Source organism: Mycobacterium sp. 852002-40037_SCH5390672 (assembly GCF_001665875.1).
Taxonomy (GTDB): Bacteria; Actinomycetota; Actinomycetes; order Mycobacteriales; family Mycobacteriaceae; genus Mycobacterium.
In genome coordinates this window covers 1-18,250 of sequence record NZ_LZTA01000049.1, presented here as the reverse complement: position 1 = coordinate 18,250, position 18,250 = coordinate 1, and the positions used below count along the sequence as shown (strand labels likewise).

17 protein-coding genes are annotated in these 18,250 nt (G+C 66.9%); 8 read left to right on the top strand and 9 right to left on the bottom strand.

Annotated features, from left to right (window positions below; all coding sequences use genetic code 11):
- The first annotated feature begins 80 nt into the window (after window positions 1-80).
- The 4 genes from A5782_RS08610 to A5782_RS08595 all read left to right on the top strand — a co-directional run bounded on the left by A5782_RS08610 (window position 81) and on the right by A5782_RS08595 (window position 3,358).
- Entirely contained in the window at window positions 81-680 is a 600-nt protein-coding gene (locus A5782_RS08610; protein WP_067097906.1) for a lipid droplet-associated protein, read from the top strand.
- Window positions 677-1,924 (top strand): exodeoxyribonuclease VII large subunit, encoded by a 1,248-nt coding sequence (gene xseA, locus A5782_RS08605; protein WP_067097902.1) that lies wholly within the window; start codon window positions 677-679, stop codon window positions 1,922-1,924. Before A5782_RS08610 ends, xseA begins: the two co-directional genes overlap by 4 nt.
- Window positions 1,914-2,183: an exodeoxyribonuclease VII small subunit gene (locus A5782_RS08600; protein ID WP_067097901.1), complete on the top strand. Its 270-nt coding sequence runs from the start codon at window positions 1,914-1,916 to the stop codon at window positions 2,181-2,183. Before xseA ends, A5782_RS08600 begins: the two co-directional genes overlap by 11 nt.
- Window positions 2,184-2,269: 86 nt before the next feature.
- Window positions 2,270-3,358, top strand: coding sequence for an NAD-dependent epimerase/dehydratase family protein (locus tag A5782_RS08595; protein WP_067097898.1), 1,089 nt, complete (start codon window positions 2,270-2,272; stop codon window positions 3,356-3,358).
- On the opposite strand, the gene A5782_RS08590 is transcribed toward A5782_RS08595, so the two are convergent.
- Genes A5782_RS08590 through A5782_RS08580 form a run of 3 tightly spaced genes read right to left on the bottom strand, consistent with a single transcriptional unit; the run spans window position 3,355 to window position 6,434 of the window.
- Entirely contained in the window at window positions 3,355-4,899 is a 1,545-nt protein-coding gene (locus A5782_RS08590; protein WP_067097895.1) for a carboxylesterase/lipase family protein, read from the bottom strand. The genes A5782_RS08595 and A5782_RS08590 overlap by 4 nt on opposite strands.
- Before the next feature lie 26 nt (window positions 4,900-4,925).
- Entirely contained in the window at window positions 4,926-5,723 is a 798-nt protein-coding gene (locus A5782_RS08585; protein WP_067097893.1) for a dienelactone hydrolase family protein, read from the bottom strand.
- A 12-nt stretch (window positions 5,724-5,735) separates the two neighbouring features.
- Window positions 5,736-6,434 carry a DUF4245 domain-containing protein gene (locus tag A5782_RS08580; RefSeq protein ID WP_067097890.1) on the bottom strand — a complete coding sequence of 233 codons (699 nt, stop codon included), beginning with the start codon at window positions 6,432-6,434 and terminating at the stop codon, window positions 5,736-5,738.
- Between the two features lie 55 nt (window positions 6,435-6,489).
- Here A5782_RS08580 and glpX point away from each other — a divergent pair, with 55 nt between their 5' ends.
- The 3 genes from glpX to A5782_RS08565 are packed head-to-tail and all read left to right on the top strand — an operon-like array spanning window position 6,490 to window position 10,092.
- On the top strand, window positions 6,490-7,569 hold the full coding sequence (glpX, locus tag A5782_RS08575; protein ID WP_197694162.1) for a class II fructose-bisphosphatase: 1,080 nt from the start codon (window positions 6,490-6,492) through the stop codon (window positions 7,567-7,569).
- A 31-nt stretch (window positions 7,570-7,600) separates the two neighbouring features.
- On the top strand, window positions 7,601-9,016 hold the full coding sequence (locus A5782_RS08570) for a class II fumarate hydratase (RefSeq protein ID WP_067097887.1): 1,416 nt from the start codon (window positions 7,601-7,603) through the stop codon (window positions 9,014-9,016).
- Between the two features lie 53 nt (window positions 9,017-9,069).
- Entirely contained in the window at window positions 9,070-10,092 is a 1,023-nt protein-coding gene (locus tag A5782_RS08565) for a hypothetical protein (RefSeq protein WP_067097884.1), read from the top strand.
- Window positions 10,093-10,107: 15 nt separating this feature from the next.
- Here A5782_RS08565 and A5782_RS08560 read toward each other — a convergent pair whose 3' ends face one another.
- The 5 genes from A5782_RS08560 to glyA form a co-directional block, all read right to left on the bottom strand.
- The gene (locus tag A5782_RS08560) at window positions 10,108-11,550 is read right to left on the bottom strand and encodes an adenylate/guanylate cyclase domain-containing protein (protein WP_067098092.1); all 1,443 of its coding nucleotides are present in this window, start codon (window positions 11,548-11,550) and stop codon (window positions 10,108-10,110) included.
- A gap of 156 nt (window positions 11,551-11,706) precedes the next feature.
- Window positions 11,707-12,582: a polysaccharide deacetylase family protein gene (locus A5782_RS08555; protein ID WP_067097882.1), complete on the bottom strand. Its 876-nt coding sequence runs from the start codon at window positions 12,580-12,582 to the stop codon at window positions 11,707-11,709.
- Window positions 12,583-12,638: 56 nt separating this feature from the next.
- On the bottom strand, window positions 12,639-13,940 hold the full coding sequence (locus A5782_RS08550) for a PhoH family protein (RefSeq protein ID WP_067097879.1): 1,302 nt from the start codon (window positions 13,938-13,940) through the stop codon (window positions 12,639-12,641).
- A gap of 252 nt (window positions 13,941-14,192) precedes the next feature.
- Window positions 14,193-15,020 carry an acyl-ACP desaturase gene (locus A5782_RS08545; protein WP_067098089.1) on the bottom strand — a complete coding sequence of 276 codons (828 nt, stop codon included), beginning with the start codon at window positions 15,018-15,020 and terminating at the stop codon, window positions 14,193-14,195.
- Window positions 15,021-15,137: 117 nt separating this feature from the next.
- Complete coding sequence (gene glyA / locus A5782_RS08540) at window positions 15,138-16,418, bottom strand: serine hydroxymethyltransferase (protein ID WP_067097876.1); 1,281 nt, start codon at window positions 16,416-16,418, stop codon at window positions 15,138-15,140.
- A 116-nt stretch (window positions 16,419-16,534) separates the two neighbouring features.
- On the opposite strand from glyA, the gene coaA reads away from it, so the two are divergent.
- Entirely contained in the window at window positions 16,535-17,473 is a 939-nt protein-coding gene (coaA, locus tag A5782_RS08535; RefSeq protein WP_007776625.1) for a type I pantothenate kinase, read from the top strand.
- 31 nt (window positions 17,474-17,504) lie between these two features.
- On the opposite strand, the gene A5782_RS08530 is transcribed toward coaA, so the two are convergent.
- Complete coding sequence (locus tag A5782_RS08530) at window positions 17,505-17,927, bottom strand: hypothetical protein (protein ID WP_067097873.1); 423 nt, start codon at window positions 17,925-17,927, stop codon at window positions 17,505-17,507.
- Window positions 17,928-18,250: the final 323 nt, after the last annotated feature.

The window sequence follows — 18,250 nt, the reverse complement described above, 5'->3', positions numbered from 1 at the left end:
GGTACTTACTGCCGACACGGGCTTGCCAGCTCGCGCCGGTGGGCTTGGAGTTAGCCGCCGCTTAGGGCAATCTTGGACCCATGGGCACTGCACCGTATGGAGTTCGGCTGCTGGTCGGAGCGGCAACAGTCGCGGTCGAAGAGACCATCAGGCTGCCGAAAACCATCCTGATGTACCCGATGACATTGGCCAGCCAGGCGGCGCACATCGTGATGCGCTTTCAGCAGAACCTCGCCGAGCTGGCGATCAAGGGCGACAGCACCCTCGAATCGATCTTCCCGCCCAAGGATGAGAAGCCGGAATGGGCGACCTTCGACGAGGACCTGGACGACGCGATGGGCGGGGCGCACACCGCCGTGCAAGACGGCGGTGAGGGCGAGCGCAGAGCCGAGGGCCGGTTCGCGCTGTACTCGGTGGCCGACGCGCACGAAGACGCCAGCGCCCTGACCAAGCCCGCGCGGCAATCGAAGAAGCCGGCCGCCAACGCGTCGGTTCCGCAGCCCGCGGTGGTCACCGAGCTGGACTACCCTTCGCTGACGCTGGCGCAGCTGCGGGCGCGTCTGCAATCGCTGAGCGTCGACGAACTCGAAGCCCTGCTGGCCTACGAACAGGCCACCAAGGGCCGTGCACCGTTCCAGACGCTGCTGGCCAACAGGATCACCCGCGCGAACGCGAAGTGACCCCGGCCGTTACCTCCGAACCAAATTCCGCCGAGAACCCTTTTCCGGTGCGCGCGGTGGCCATCCGGGTCGCGGGCTGGATCGACAAGCTGGGCACCGTCTGGGTGGAGGGTCAGCTCGCCCAGATCTCGATGCGGCAGGACTCCAAAACCGTGTTCATGGTGCTGCGTGACCCGGCCGCCGACATGTCGCTGACAGTGACATGCCCCCGCGATATCGTGCTCAACGCGCCGGTGAAGCTGGCCGAGGGCACGCAGGTGGTGGTACGCGGCAAGCCATCCTTTTACACCGGCCGGGGCACATTCTCGTTGCGGCTCAGCGAGATTCGCGCCGTCGGGGTGGGCGAGCTGCTGGCACGCATCGATCGGCTGCGCCGGCTGCTGGATGCCGAAGGGCTTTTCGATCCGCGGCTCAAGCGACCGATCCCCTTCCTGCCCAACATGATTGGCTTGATCACCGGTCGGGCCAGCGCCGCCGAACGCGACGTGACGACCGTCGCGGCCGCACGCTGGCCCGGGGTGCGATTCGCGGTGCGCAACACCGCTGTCCAGGGCCCGGGTGCGGTTGCGCAAATAGTTGACGCGCTGCGCGAGCTCGATCGCGACGGTGAGGTCGACGTCATCGTGATCGCCCGCGGCGGCGGCAGTGTGGAGGACCTGCTGCCGTTCTCCGACGAGACGCTGTGCCGCGCCATCGCGGCGTGCCGGACCCCGGTGATCAGTGCGGTCGGCCATGAACCCGACAACCCGCTGTGCGATCTGGTCGCCGATCTGCGCGCCGCGACTCCCACCGACGCGGCGAAGAAGGTGGTGCCCGATACCGTCGCCGAGCAGCGGCTGATCGGCGACCTGCGCCGGCGCAGCGCCCAGGCGTTGCGCAACTGGGTGACCCGGGAGCAACGGGCACTGGCGCAGATACGCAGCCGCCCGGTGCTGGCCGAGCCACTGGCGGCATTGATGGCGCGCGCCGACGAGGTGCACCGCGCGCGGTCGTCGATTCGCCGGGACATCGTCCGGCTGGCCGCCACCGAGACCGACCGCGTCGGCCACCTGAGCGCGCGGCTGGCGACGTTGGGCCCGGCGGCCACCCTGGCCCGCGGTTACGCCGTCGTGCAAGCCATCGGGGCGACAACAAACCAGGTGCTCCGTTCGGTCGACGAGGCCCCGGCGGGCACCCGGCTGCGGGTGCGGGTGGCCGACGGCGCCGTGACCGCGGTGAGCGAAGGGCGGACCGATGGCGCGTAAAAACGGCGGCGGGGGCGACTCCGCCGTCCCCGAAGAGGGCGAATCCATTACACCTATTAGTCACCTGGCATATGAAGCGTGCCGGGACGAACTGATCGAAGTCGTCCGCGTGCTCGAGCAGGGCGGCCTGGATTTGGATGAGTCGCTGAAGCTGTGGGAAAGGGGCGAGCAGCTGGCTAAACGCTGCGAAGAACACTTAGCTGGCGCCCGCAAAAGAATCGAGGATGCACTCGCGGCCGACGAGGCCGAGGATGCCTGAAGCAGCTCGTATCGAAGGGGCTTGATTGAAAATGTCTCTCCAAACTGGAACACGTTACATTTTTTCTCGGCTAAGCTAGCCGCACTATGGGTGATGCATCACTGACGGCTGAACTCGGCCGCGTCCTGGTCACCGGGGGCTCCGGTTTCGTCGGCGCCAACCTGGTCACCACCTTGCTCGACCGCGGATATCAGGTCCGCTCCTTCGACCGGGCGCCCTCGCCGCTGCCGCCGCATCCGCAATTGCAGGTGCTGCAGGGCGACATCACCGACACCGCCGTATGCGCCCAAGCGGTCGACGGCATCGACACCGTATTCCACACCGCGGCGATCATCGACCTGATGGGCGGCGCGTCGGTGACCGACGAGTACCGGCAGCGCAGCTTCGGGGTCAACGTCGGGGGCACCGAGAACCTGGTCCGCGCCGGGCAGGCGGCCGGGGTACAGCGCTTCGTCTACACCTCGTCCAACAGCGTGGTCATGGGCGGCCAGAACATCGCCGGCGGCGACGAGACGCTGCCCTACACCAATCGGTTCAACGACCTGTACACCGAGACTAAAGTGCTCGCCGAGCGCTTCGTCTTAGGCCAAAACGGTGTTGACGGACTCTTGACGTGTGCCATTCGGCCCAGCGGCATCTGGGGCCGGGGCGATCAAACGATGTTCCGCAAGTTGTTCGAAAGCGTGATCGCCGGCCATGTCAAGGTGCTGATCGGCCGCAAATCAGCGCGGTTGGACAACTCCTACGTACACAACCTGATTCACGGTTTCATCCTGGCGGCCGAGCACCTGACGCCGGGCGGCACCGCGCCCGGCCAGGCGTACTTCATCAACGACGCCGAGCCGATCAACATGTTCGAGTTCGCCAGGCCGGTGGTCGAGGCGTGCGGTGAGAAGTGGCCCCGGGTCCGGGTGAACGGCCCCATCGTGCGTGCGGCGATGACGGGTTGGCAGCGGCTGCATTTCCGGTTCGGGATACCGGCGCCGCTGCTCGAGCCGCTCGCCGTCGAGCGGCTGTATCTGGACAATTTCTTTTCCACCGCCAAGGCGTCCCGCGACCTCGGTTACCAACCCCTGTTCAATACCGAGCAGGCACTGTCGGAATGTCTGTCGTACTACGTCGAGATGTTCGACCAGATGAAGCGACAAGCGCTGGCGGACAAGGCATCCGTCTAGCGGAAGCTCACCATCTCGCTGCCCCAGGCCGCGCGGATGTTGGCGTCGACGTCGTGCGCGACGGCGTCACGACGATCGATGATCAGACACGCACGGTCGTTCTCCGCATACGAGGGCCATTCCGGCTCGCCGGCGGGTCCCGCGGGCGTGGCGTGCGCGGCGAAGTTGATCCATCGGGTGCGCACCCTCTTAGACACCGCCTTGGCGGTTTTGGTACCGCCGAGCTTCAGCGTGGGATCCTTGGGCGCACCGAGATTGCCCCAGACGTAAGGCAATTCGGTGGCATGCGCGGCCCGGACCATCAGCAGCTTCAGCAACGGGGTGGCGTAATCGAACCGGTACAGGAATACCGGCGCCACGTGCGCGTGCCCCTCGGCGAGCCACACCGACGGCATCCGGAAGCCGACGTCGGTTGCGATGCTCAAACTCCTTGCCCTGCGCCGTAATCGCGAATACGCCGAACCGATCTCCTCCTCGGTGGGCAACTGCAGATCGGGTTGTTCGGCGGCAATCTGGTTGAACATCGAGGTGATCGCGCTCGGAGTGATCGGCATCAGCGGCGACCTCATCAACCGGAAGAGCGCCGCCTCGTGCTTGTTGGTGCCGATGATCAGCGGGACAGGATGTGAGCGACCCTCTTGCGCGCGTTTTACCGGATAGTCGCTCAGCACGTCGCCGTCGACGATCGGAACGAACGCCAGCGTTCCCGGGTTACGCACCGGCACTTCGTCGAACACCTGTTGAGACGCGGCCAGGATGGCCGCCATCGGGATATCGACCAGCCGCTGGGATTCCGACGGGGCGATTCGCAACCGGTCGAGGAAGGCCTGGGCCACCCGGGCGGCACGTTCGCGGTCGTATACGGAAGTGGCCGGCGAGCTTTGTGCGATCGCCCCGGCGAACAGACCCTCGGCCGGCGGGCTGGCCAGCAGCGTGGTGACTATCCCGGCCCCGGCGGACTCGCCGAACAGCGTGACCCGTTGCGGATCGCCGCCGAAGGCCGCGATGTTGTCGCGCACCCACTCCAGCGCCGCCAGCACGTCGCGCAGCCCGACATTCGAGTCGAAATGCCGCGCACCGATGTCCAACGACGACAGGTCGAGAAAACCCAGCACTCCGAGCCGGTAGTTGACGGTCACCACGACGACGTCGCCGTGGCTGACCAGTCTGCGGCCGTCATAGAGGGTCTGGCTGCTCGACCCCAGGACGTAGGCGCCGCCGTGCAGCCAGACCATCACCGGTTTGGCAGCACCGGGCTGGGTGTCCGAAGAGGCCCAGACGTTGAGCCGCAAGCAGTCTTCACCCTGCGGCGCGCCCAAATCCAATGGCATGTTGGGAAATACCGGTTGCGGGCAGGCCGGCCCGAAAGCGGTCGCGTCGATGACCTCGGTGCACCGCGCGGGCGGCTGGGGCGCCCGGAAACGCAGCTCGCCCACCGGCGCCGCCCCGTACCGAATGCCCTTCCACGCCTTGACGCCGTCCTCTTCGATGCCCCGGACCGGGCCGTGGTTGGTTTCGACCACAAGGTCGTCGATTGCCATGCGCGTGCAAAATCCTCTCAACGAGCCTAGAAAAGGCGTTGCGTGAGGAATTCGACCACTCGCTTACGGGCCTCGTAGGCGGGGTGGCCCTCGACTTCGCGCACCTCGTCGGTGAGCACCGAGTGCGCCATCTTGCTGAAGCCGTGCTGATTGCCGGGACCCGAATCGATGTCGATCACCTCGAAGGCGTCGCCGAGGCGCTGCTTGAGCGCCGCGAAACGTTCAGCCGGTACCGCCCGGTCCTCGCTGAACCGCAGGCCCATGGCACACAGGCCGTCGTTGGCGCACCGATCGGCCACGGTGGCCAGCTCGGACTCGCTCAAGCCGGGGTCACGGCGTCGCGCAGCGCCGAGCGGGAACGGGACCGACGGCTGCGAAAGCACCGGCGCCAGCACGCTGTCGTCGACCGCAGCGGCCAGCGCGAACCCGCCGGTAAAGCACTGGCCGATGACGCCGACACCCTTGCCCGGCGTCGATGCGTTGAGATCGCGTGCCAGCGCACGCAGGAACAACGCCACCGGTCGCTGCTTGTTCGTCGCGAATGCCGCGAATTCTCTTGCCACACAAGCCCGCCCGATGGCGCCGACGAGGTAACCGGCTGCCTTGGCCCTGCCCGGCTCGCCGAACAGTGACGGCATGGCAACGGTGAAGCCGTTGTCCACCAGATGATTACCCAAGGCGAGCACACCGGGATGAATCCCCGGGATCTCGGGAATCAGCACCACCCCGGGGCCGCCGCCCTTGCGATAGACGTCATGGGTGTATCCGCCACCGCTGAACGGCGCCACCGACCATCCGGACAGATCAGCCTCTGGTGCAGTCACGCGAGTCCCCTTCTAGCGGCTTGGCAATGGCTGTTGCGATTGCGTCGCCGCCGCCAGCGTACGGAACTGATCGGTGTTTCCGGCGCCGGTTATCGCAATTTGGGTCGCACCGCCCGGACCGCTGAGCCGGGTCGTCCATACCGGCTCGGCGTCTGCGCCGTTCTGGCCGGAACCCCGATAGACCACCCAACCGGTCCCGCCGACGTCGACCGTTCCGGTGGGGTAAGCCGACGGATGAATCGAGTTGATCAGCTTGTCCTCGTCGGCATTGCTCTGGGTCAGGCTGAGATACAACCCGGTCGGACTGATGTACCCGACGACCGAGACGGGCGCGTTCAGCCGTTGACCGCTCGCGGGGTCGGTCCGCCCGCCCTGGATACCGCCGCGGTGGCCGGAGTTGGCCTGCCAGCCGGTGGGTAGCTGCGGTTGGCGGATGGGAAAGCCGAGCGTCGAGGCGTCCGCACGCAGGGCCGCCCCCGCGTCGTAGGACGGGATGGGGCCCTGGTGGCTGCCGAGCTGAACCGAGCACATGCCCAGCATTCCGGCCAGCACGATGCACCCGATCACCAGCGGTATCAAGGACCAGAACATGTCCCGGCCGTCCTGCAACAGCCGGGGTTTCGCCGGCCTGGGCGCCGGTCCAGCTTGCGGAGACGGCGCGCCCGCTATGTTCCCGTCAAGCTGGTCATTCAGCCGCGGCTCCTCCGTCATCCCCCAAGTATCCCAGTTCCAGCGGACCGATCCGCTTCTGGGACAATCAGCAACCATGACAGTTGAGGGCGACCACGCGACCGCCGCCACCGGCCGGGCCCCGGCGCAGGGGCGACCGCGCGGTGAGGCGCCAGACCGCAACCTGGCTTTGGAACTGGTACGCGTCACCGAGGCCGGTGCCATGGCCGCAGGTCGCTGGGTCGGCCGCGGCGACAAAGAGGGCGGCGACGGGGCAGCCGTCGATGCGATGCGCGAGCTGGTCAACACGGTGTCGATGCGCGGTGTCGTCGTCATCGGCGAGGGTGAAAAGGACCACGCGCCGATGCTCTACAACGGCGAGGAGGTCGGCAACGGCGACGGCGCGGAGTGCGACTTCGCCGTCGACCCGATCGACGGCACCACGCTGATGAGCAAGGGGATGCCCAACGCCATCTCCGTGCTGGCGGTGGCCGACCGTGGCGCGATGTTCGACCCGTCGGCGGTGTTCTACATGAACAAGATCGCCGTCGGGCCCGAGGCCGCACACGTACTCGACATCACCGCGCCGATCGCCGAGAACATCAAGGCCGTCGCCAAGGTCAAGGCGTTGTCGGTGCGCGACATGACCGTGTGCATCCTGGACCGGCCGCGACATGCCCAGCTGATCGACGACGTCCGGGTAACCGGAGCCCGCATCCGGCTGATCACCGACGGCGACGTCGCCGGCGCCATCTCGGCCTGCCGCCCGCACTCGGGCACCGACATGCTGGCCGGGATCGGCGGCACGCCAGAAGGCATCATCGCCGCCGCCGCCATCCGGTGCATGGGCGGCGCCATCCAGGCGCAGCTGGCCCCCACCGACGACGAGGAACGCCAGAAGGCCGTCGACGCCGGCTACGACCTCGATCAGGTGCTGACCACCGAGGACCTGGTGTCCGGTGAGAATGTGTTCTTCTGCGCCACCGGGGTCACCAGCGGCGACCTGCTCAAGGGCGTGCAGTACTACCCCGGTGGCTGCACCACACAGTCGATCGTCATGCGGTCGAAGTCGGGAACCGTCCGGATGATCGAGGCCTACCACCGGCTTTCGAAGCTCAACGAGTACTCCGCCATCGACTTCACCGGCGATAGCTCCGCCGCCTATCCCCTGCCCTGACCACCGATCGAAGAACGAGGAAAGCCACTAAATGGCCGCTGAAGACGTAGCCGACACCGAGTACCGCATCGAGCACGACACCATGGGCGAGGTTCGCGTACCCGCAAAAGCGTTGTGGCGCGCGCAAACTCAGCGCGCTGTCGAGAACTTCCCGATCTCGGGCCGCGGCATGGAACGCGCTCAGATCCGCGCGTTGGGCCTGCTGAAGGGCGCCTGCGCGCAGGTCAACAAGGACCTGGGCTTGCTGGCGCCGGAAAAGGCCGACGCGATCATCGCCGCTGCGGCGCAGATCGCCGACGGCCAGCACGACGACCAGTTCCCCATCGACGTCTTCCAGACCGGTTCGGGCACCAGCTCCAACATGAACACCAACGAGGTGATCGCCAGCATCGCGGCCACCAACGGTGTGACGGTGCACCCCAACGACGACGTCAACATGTCGCAGTCGTCCAACGACACCTTCCCCACCGCAACCCACATCGCGGCCACGGAGGCCGCCGTGCGTCATCTCATCCCGGCGCTCGAGGTGCTGCACGCCGCCCTGGCCGGCAAGGCCCGCGAGTGGCACACCGTGGTCAAGTCGGGCCGCACCCACTTGATGGACGCCGTTCCGGTGACGCTGGGGCAGGAATTCAGTGGATACGCCCGCCAGATCGAGGCGGGCATCGAGCGAGTGCGCGCGACGTTGCCCCGGCTGGGTGAGCTGGCCATTGGCGGCACCGCGGTCGGTACCGGCCTGAATGCTCCCGACGGCTTCGGCGCCAAGGTGGTCGAGACGTTGATCGCCTCCACCGGCCTGAGTGAATTGCGCACGGCGGCAAACTCTTTCGAGGCGCAGGCGGCGCGCGACGGGCTGGTCGAGGCGTCCGGCGCGCTGCGCACCGTCGCGGTGTCCCTGACCAAGATCGCCAACGACGTTCGCTGGATGGGGTCGGGCCCGCTGACCGGCCTGGCCGAGATCCAGCTGCCCGACCTGCAACCGGGCAGCTCGATCATGCCGGGCAAGGTGAATCCCGTTCTGCCCGAGGCGGTTACCCAGGTCGCCGCGCAGGTGATCGGTAACGATGCCGCGGTCGCATGGGGCGGCGGAAACGGCGCCTTCGAGCTCAACGTGTACATCCCGATGATGGCCCGTAACGTCCTCGAGTCCTTCAAGCTGCTGACCAATGTGTCGAGGCTGTTCGCCGAGCGCTGCATCACCGGGCTGGCGGCCAACGTCGAACACCTGCGCGAGCTGGCCGAATCGTCGCCGTCCATTGTGACGCCGCTGAACTCGGCGATCGGCTACGAGGAGGCCGCCGCGGTGGCCAAGCAAGCGCTCAAGGAGCGCAAGACAATTCGTCAAACCGTGATCGACCGCGGCCTGATCGGCGACAAGTTGTCGATCGAGGAGCTCGACCGGCGGCTCGACGTGCTGGCGATGGCCAAGGTCAAGCCGCAAGACTGAGCCGACCGTCCGGGGGTGACGGCGGTGGTCGACGAGAGTAAGGGTGGTTTTCCATGACGGCTCCTCCCGGAGGTCCCTACGGTCAGGGGCCCTACGGAAGCAATCCATATGGGCAGGAACCGAATTGGGGCGGCCAGCCGCCGGCCGGCGGTCCTGGTCCGTATCCGCAGGGCGGTCCTGGCCCTTACCCGCCGGGTGGTGCCGGACCCTATCCGCAGGGCGGTCCCTACGCCTACCCGCCGGGCGGCCCATACCCGTACCCGCCGGCAGGCCCTGCCTACCCGAACCAGCAGTATCCCCAACCCGGACAGCAGTTTCCGCCGGGCGGTCCGGGCGGACCCTATCCCCCGGGGCCCCCGCCAGGTGGGCGCGGCTCGAAGCTGCCGTGGTTGATCGTCGCCGCTCTGGTGCTCCTCGCGGTGATCGCGCTGGTCGCGACACTGCTGGTAATGCGAGGCGGCCATGACAACAAGCCGGCCGCCGCGCCCTCGACAACGAGCACGTCGGTCTCCCAGCCGAAGAACTCCGCACAGAACGCGACCGATTGCACCCCGAACGTGTCCGGCGGTGAGATGCCCCGGACCGACTCGATCGCCGCCGGCAAGCTTTCGTTCCCGGCCAGCGCGGCGCCGGCCGGGTGGACGGTGTTCTCCGACGACCAGGGCCCGAACCTGATCGGTGGGCTCGGTGTCGCCCAGGACGTGCCCGGGGCAAATCAGTGGATGATGACGGCCGAGGTCGGCGTCACCAATTTCGTTCCCAGCATGGACCTTACGGCGCAAGCCACGAAGTTGATGCAATGCATCGTCGCCGGCCCCGGCTACGCGAACGCGCAACCCACGCTGGGACCGACGAAGTCGTCGTCGATCACCGTCGACGGCACCAAGGCCGCCCGTGTCGACGCCGACGTCACGATCGCCGATCCCAGTCGCAACGTCAAGGGTGACTCCGTCACCATCATCGCCGTCGACACCAAGCCGGTCACCGTCTTCATCGGCAGCACACCCATCGGTGACGCTGCTTCGGCGGGGCTCATCGGGAAGATCATTGCCGCGCTGAAGGTCTCGAAGTCCTGACGCGAGTTGGCCCGGCTAGCTAGCCGGGCCGGTGGGCGCCGATACGTGGGTGGCCTCGGATCGCCCGCGCAGTACCGTGGAATAGCATTGGGCCCACTGCGCGCGCTCGGTCTCGCCCGCGGCATCGATGGCGTCGGCCGAACACAGGATCCGCCGGTCGGAGGTTTTGGCGAGGTCGGCCAGCCGCGCGGCTTCGTTGACGGCGTCACCGATCACGGTGTATTCGTACCGGTTTTCGGCGCCGACGTTGCCGGCGAAGACCCGCCCCGCTGAGACGCCGATGCCGAAATCGACCGGCAACCGACGCAGCCGGGAGCCGAGCGCACGGGCGGTCGCCAACGCAGACGATGCCGGTTCGCTCGTCGGCAACGGCGCCCCGAAGACCGCCAGTGCGGCATCGCCGGCGAATTTGTTGATCAGCCCGTGGTGTTCGTCGACGGCGTGCACGACGATGCGGAAGAAGTCGTTGAGCACCTCGGCCACCTCTTGCGGGGGGCGACTTTCGGCGAGCTGGGTGGAGCCCACCAGGTCGATGAAAAGCACTGCCGCTTCGACCACGTCTCCCGACAGGGATGCCCCCTCGTCGAGCGCGCGCTGTGCGACGTCGGCCCCGACGTGGCGTCCGAACAAATCACGCAGCCGATCTCGCTCGGCGAGTCCGGTTACCATCCGGTTGAATCCTGTTTGCAGACGGCCGATTTGGGAGCGCTCGTAGGCCCCGACGTATGTCTCCATGCGGCCATGCTCGACCTCTGCCATCGCATCGACGACCTCGCCGATCGGATCCGAGATGGACCGCGAGGTCAACATCATCGTCGGCAATCCCAGCACCAACGCCGCCAGCGACACCACCAGAATCGGCACATCCAACGATGCCGACTTCTCGATCAGCCACCCGTACGAACGGAGGACCACCAGCGTCGCGATCACGGCGATCGGGAATGCGCTGCACAGGAACCACAACAGAACCAGTCGCGCGTACACGCTGGGTACCGTCAGTCGTGGCTCGGCGCCCAGGGTGGCGGCGCGCATGATGGGCCGCAGGGTGCGTTGCGCGAGCAGCATCCCGGTGGCCGCCGCCGCCGATCCGCCGAGCACCACACCGAGCACAATGGGCAGCAGAAGTCGCGCGCCGCCAGCCAGGTTCAACAGGATGAAGATTCCGCCGCTGAACGCCCAGGCCGTCACCAGGATCGCCGACTGGCGGCCGGCCAGCTTCATCACGGCTTCGCATTGTTCCGGGGTGGGATCGTCGCCCGCGACATACCAGCGCAGGGTGGGGGCCAGGCTCACCGCTCCGGCCACCGTGACGCCGATGATGCTCAGCACGACGAGCAGCACCACCGGTGCCGTGTTCTGCCGCGCGAAGTCCGAGCTGTCACCGACGGAAGTGTGTCCCCGCAGGGGAATCAGGATGGCGGCCGCTTCGACGACGGCCAAGACGTAGGACAAGCTCAGGTCGAACCCGTATTGAAACTGCCACCGTCGAAAGGACTTTGGTTGCCTTGTGGCGGGCTGCTGCGCCGGGCCACCCCGTTGTGGCGAAAGCCTGTCCCGAAGCCGGCCCACGATGATCACCCTATAACGGTAGTCGCGTGTAGTCCGAAATCAGCGCTACGCACCATTATTCGGCCCGCCGGAGTTCTGCCCTGGGATGTCGGTGATCGGGAAGTTGGGCATCGGTTTCGGCGAGGGCGTGTTGGGCAGCGTGGGGATGTCGCCGGGCGGGACGTCGTGCAGCCTGTTGACGGGCGGACCGTTCTCGCGGCTGCCGTAACTGCTGCCGGGCGACCGGGGACCCAGCAGATCGCTCACGGTCACCAGCCGGTAGCCATTGGCTTTGAGCACCGGAATGAACTGATACACCAGATCCACCGTGCTCGAGTAGGTGTTATGGAACAGCACCACCGAGCCCGGCTTGATGTAGGTCATCAGCATGTAGCGTGTCGCCGCCGTATTCGAGTCGTTCGCCCAATCGAAAGGTATGACGTCCCAGAGGATTTCGGCCAGCCCGAACTGGCCGGCGGTCTGGCGCACCACCGGGTCGGACAATCCACCCGCGGGCCGATACAGGTTCGGGGTGCGGCCGGTCGCGGCGGTGATCGCGTCGTTGGCCCTCGAGAACTGGGCGGCGAGGTCTTCGCGCGGGACCGTGGTCATGTTGGGGTGTTCCCAGGTGTGGCTGCCGATTTCCATCCCCGCATCGGCGATGCGCTTGGCCCCCGCCGGGTTGGCGGCCACCTTGTTGCCGATCAGGAAGAAGGTGGCCTTGGCGTCGTTCGCCTTCAGGATTTGCAGGAGCCGCTCGTCGAACGGGCCCGGCCCGTCGTCGAAGGTCAACGCGACGCACTTGACGACCGAGCAGCTCAGGTCGTCGGCCCGCGTCACATGACCCGTGAGCCCGCCGATCACCAGCACCGCGACGGCCGCCACCACACCGACAACCGTGCGCCAGTAGCGCCAGGCCTGGGTGTCGGGTCGTTTCGCCACCGTGGAAGTTTATCGAAGGCAGGCCCAGCCATGGCCGGGCGCGCTGGTCAGGCCCCTCACTGCGGGCCGGCGATCTCCTCGAGCATCTCGGTGACCAGGGCGGCAATCGGCGAACGCTCGCTGCGCAACAGGGTGATGTGGGCGAACAGCGGATGCCCCTTGAGCTTCTCGATCACCGCGGCGACCCCGTCGTGGCGGCCCACCCGCAGATTGTCGCGCTGCGCGATGTCGTGCGTCAGCACCACCCGCGATCCGGTGCCCAACCTGGACAGCACGGTCAGCAGGACGTTGCGCTCCAGCGATTGCGCCTCATCGACGATGACGAACGAGTCGTGCAGTGACCGGCCCCGGATGTGGGTCAGCGGCAGCACTTCGAGCATGCCGCGGGACAGCACTTCCTCCAGCACCGCCGGGCTGGCCAGACCTTCGAGGGTGTCGAAGACCGCCTGCGCCCAAGGGCCCATCTTTTCGCTCTCGCTGCCCGGCAGATACCCCAGCTCTTGGCCGCCGACGGCGTAGAGCGGCCGGAAGACCACCACCTTGCGCTGGGTACGCCGCTCCAGCACCGCCTCCAGGCCGGCGCACAACGCGAGCGCCGACTTGCCGGTGCCGGCCTTGCCACCCAGCGACACGATACCCACCGACTCGTCGAGCAGCAGGTCGAGCGCTACCCGCTGTTCGGCGGACCGCCCGCGCAGTCCGAACACCTCCCGGTCACCGCGAACCAGCTGGACGCGTTTGTCCGCGTTGACCCGGCCCAGCGCATGAGAGCCGCCGCCGAGCAGGCGAACGCCGGTGTGGCAGGGCAGGTCTCGCGCCTCCACCAGGTCGATCTCGCCATCGGTGAACAGTGCGCCGATGTCCTCGGTCGCGGTCTCGATCTCGCACATTCCCGACCACCCGGAGACCACCACGTCTTGGGCGTGGTACTCGTCGGCGGCCAGCCCCACCGCAGCGGCCTTGACCCGAAGCGGAATGTCCTTGCTGACCAACGTAACTCGCTTGCCCTCGGCGGCCAGGTTGGCGGCACAGCTCAGGATCCGGGAGTCGTTGTTGTCGCCGCGGAAACCCGCCGGCAGCACCGCCGGGTCTGTGTGGTTGAGCTCAACATGCAGCGAACCACCCTGTGTCCCAACGGGAATGGGCTGATCCAGCCGTCCGTGCATGAGCCGAAGATCGTCGAACAGCCGCAACGCCTGTCGGGCGAACCATCCCAGCTCGTGATGGTGGCGTTTGGCCTCCAGCTCGCTGATCACCACCAGCGGAACAACCACCTCGTGTTCGGCGAACCGGCTGCACGCCCAGGGGTCGGACAGCAGCACAGAAGTGTCGATCACGTAGGTCCGGATTTCGGTCACGTAGCGCTCCTCGAGCGGGATGAGCCCGCGCGGACCCGCACAGGCATGTCGACGGGAACCGCAGCACCAGGACCGGGGCCGGTCCTTCCGTTGTGGTGACGGGAGGTGCCGCCCTGGCAGCAAAGCATGACGCTGACCATCGAGAACGACGCTACTCCGGTGGCCGTGTGCCCGCTCTGCAGGCGCGCCGACGTTGCGAGCCGCGACCACTGTCAGCGGGTGGCAAATATTGCGAGGCGTGTACAGGCCGGCTTAGCCGACGACGAATTGCCGCAGTTCAGGTTCGTCCGCGAGTCCCCATGCGGCGATGCGGTCAGAGATCGCCTGACGCAGCTGCTGCGGACCGAAAATGCCTGCCTTCTCGACGTTGCGCACCTTGTCCAGGTACGCGTCGATGTCGGCGCCGGGCACGTCCACGTCGGGTGCGCGGGCGGCGATCGCCGCGATCGTCTCGTCGCGGGTGTACTCGAGGCAGTGCGCGACGAGGTTGGAGAAGAACACTTCGTGGCGCCGCTCGTCGCGGGCGATCCGGTCGACGAGACCGGCCAGGATGGGCTCCTCGAGTTGCGCGGCCAGGTTTTCGCAGAACACGGCGTGGGTGCGTTCGACGAAGGCCAGGTGCACCAGGATCTCCACCTGCGAATAGGTGTCGGCGCGGTAGCCCTTCATGACGTACTGGACGCGGGCCTCTTCGTTGGCGGTCGGGTCGACCTCCCGGGTGACCACCAGATACTCGCGCAGCGCGATGGCGTGCAGGTGCTCCTCGGCGGTCCACCGGCCCAGCCAGCGACCCCAATAATCCTCCAGGATGAAGTGCTCGACCAGCTCGCGGTGGTGCGCGGCCAGGTTGTCCTTGAGCAGCAGCATGATCTCGCAGCCGTCCGTCAAAGGCCTCGGTAACGTCATCGACGACGGGTCCCAGTCGCGTCCGCCGAGGAATGCGAAGTTCTCGCCTCGCTCGAACGGCACGTAGTCGTGGGCGAACCAGAGCTCCTCGGTGGACAGGTGGCGGTCGATGTTCGCTTCGACGACCGGCTCGAGTTCCAGGGTCAGCGCGTTCGCGACAGGTCTCTGTGCCATGAGATAACTGTAACCCGCATACACAGGTTCATGAAATCGCCCGGGCCGTGTCGCGGCAATGGTGACTTCGGTCCCCAAACCCGCTCGACCTGGCCGTCCGGCCGGATCGATGCTGGGCTAGCGGCCGACCAGCGCCCAGTCTTCGAGGCCCTCATACAGCGGAAACTCCTGGGCCAGCCGTGTCACGCGCTGGCGCAGTCCCGAGACGTCGGCCGAGCTGCCTGCCGCCAGGGCGGTGGCGATGACGTCGGCAACCTCGCTGAACTCGGCGTCGCCGAAGCCGCGGGTGGCCAGGGCGGGCGTGCCGATCCGCAGACCCGACGTGACCATCGGCGGCCGCGGGTCGTTGGGCACCGCGTTGCGGTTGACGGTGATGCCGACCTCGTGCAACAGGTCCTCGGCGGCCTGCCCGTCGAGCGGGGAATTGCGCAGGTCCACCAGCACCAGGTGCACGTCGGTGCCACCGCTGACCACCGACACGCCGGCCTTCGCGACGTCGGCGGCCAACAGCCGGTCGGCGAGGATGCGCGCGCCGGAGAGCGTGCGCTGCTGGCGCTCGACGAATTCGGGAGTGCTCGCGATCTTCAGCGCGACGGCCTTGCCCGCGATGACATGCATGAGCGGTCCGCCCTGCTGGCCGGGGAACACCGCCGAGTTGATCGCCTTGGCGTACTCCTGCTTGCCCAGGATCATCCCCGAGCGGCCGCCGCCGAGCGTCTTGTGAATGGTGGTCGACACGATGTCGGCGTGCGGCACCGGAGACGGGTGCAATCCGGCCGCGACGAGACCCGCGAAGTGGGCCATGTCGACCCAGAGCTTGGCGTCGACCTCGTCGGCGATCGACGCGAACGCCGCGAAGTCGAGGATCCGCGGATAGGCCGACCACCCGGCGATGATCACCTTGGGGCGGAATTCCAGCGCCTGGGAGCGCACCTCGTCCATGTCGACCAGATGCGTCGTCGGGTCGACGCCGTAGAAGCCGTTCTCGTAGAGCTTGCCGGAGAAGTTCAGCTTCATGCCGTGCGTCAGGTGTCCACCGTTGGCCAGGTCCAGACCCAGCAGCCGCTCCCCCGGTGACATCAGCGCGTGCAGGACAGCGGCGTTGGCCTGGGCACCCGAATGCGGTTGCACGTTGGCGAAGTCGGCGCCGAAGAGCGCCTTGGCCCGGTCACGGGCAATGTTCTCCACGACGTCGACGTACTCACAGCCGCCGTAGTAGCGGCGCCCGGGCAACCCCTCGGCGTACTTGTTGGTCAGCACGCTGCCCTGGGCTTGCAGCACCGAGCGCGGCACGAAGTTCTCCGAAGCGATCATCTCGAGCGTGTCGCGTTGCCGGCCGAGCTCTTTGCCGAGCAGCTCGGCGATATCCGGGTCCACGTCGGCCAGCGGGGCGGACATCAGGGACGTCGAGGGGCGGGCGTCAGGTGCAGCAGTCACGGCCGCCAGTCTATCCAGCGCTGACTTTTCGCCAGCCCAGCCGTCGGGCTTTTCGGCGTCCCTGCAACACTTGCTCTATGCCGCGGCTTAGCGAGCCGAGCCCTTATGTGGAGTTCGACCGAAAGCAATGGCGTGCGCTTCGTATGTCGACGCCGCTGGCCCTCACCGAGGAGGAGCTGGTCGGCCTGCGCGGTTTGGGTGAACAAATCGACTTGCTCGAAGTCGAAGAGGTTTATCTGCCGCTGGCCCGGCTCATTCACCTGCAGGTCGCGGCGCGGCAGCGATTGTTCGCCGCCACCGCCGAATTCCTCGGCGAACCTCAGCAAAACCCGGACCGGCCGGTGCCGTTCATCATCGGGGTGGCCGGCAGCGTGGCCGTCGGCAAGTCGACGACCGCCCGTGTGCTGCAGGCACTGTTGGCGCGCTGGGATCACCACCCGCGAGTAGACCTGGTCACCACCGACGGCTTTCTGTATCCGAATGCTGAGCTGGACCGGCGAAACCTGATGCATCGCAAAGGGTTCCCGGAAAGCTACAACCGTCGTGCGCTGATGCGGTTCGTGACCTCGGTCAAATCCGGGTCGGACTACGCGTGCGCGCCGGTGTATTCGCACCTGAAATACGACATCATCCCCGGGGCCAAGCATGTGGTCCGGCACCCCGACATCCTGATCCTGGAAGGCCTCAACGTTCTGCAGACAGGTCCGACCCTGATGGTGTCGGACCTGTTCGACTTCGGCGTGTACGTCGACGCCCGAATCGAAGACATCGAGCAGTGGTACGTGTCGCGGTTCTTGGCCATGCGCGGCACCGCCTTCGCGGATCCCGAATCGCACTTCCACCACTACTCGGCGCTTAACGACACCAAGGCGGTCGCGGCCGCCCGCGAGATCTGGCGCTCCATCAACCGCCCCAACCTGGTCGAGAACATTCTTCCCACCAGGCCGCGTGCCACCCTGGTGCTGCGCAAAGACGCCGACCACTCCATCAACCGGCTGCGCCTGCGCAAGCTTTAACGCGGCGCACACGGCGGAACCGGACGGCAGATCACGCCGCGAGGCGACGCAGTCCCAGGTATTGCAGCCCCGCGAACACCGCGGTGTAGGCACCGCCGGCCAGCGTCAACGCGACGCCGGTGACGGTCAGCGGCAACGCTTCCGCGGCCAGGATCGACACCAGCGTGAAGGCGACGTTGACCACCAAGACGCTGATGCCGACACGGCGCACGTCCGGCAGCGCCCCGAGGCTGAACACCAGCAGGCCGGCGAGCACGAACAAGACGCCCACGCCGTATTCCTGGAAGGACGTCAGGCCGGTCAACGACGAAAGCGGGTCGGCGAGGAAGGCGATGGTCAAACCGCACAGTCCCGTCAGCGTGGCGTCGGCACGCACGGCAAAACGCAACAGCGAGTCGGTCGCGTCGTAGAGGGGCCGGGTCGCGATGCCCGATACACCAGTAACAGAGCTCATGTCATTACTCCTCGATGGCGGGTTGGGTCGAACAGCTTTGAGGGTGCCGCCAGTGCACTGCCATATCGACTCGTGGCGCTGCCAACTACTGCCACGGATACAAGGACGAGGTGGTTCACCCGACTATTCCCATCCGCGGGTAAATATTTGACACGCGCCAGTCTGGCGGGCTCAGCGGCCCCACGAGTCACAGGAGCACGCTGCACAGCGCTGTGCCGTCCGGCGACCGCTGACTCTGTACCCCGACTAGCTGTACCGGGCTAAGAGGTTGGTGACAGTCTGCTGATTGGGGGATGGCCTCCGATTGCAGAGTGGCGTCGTTG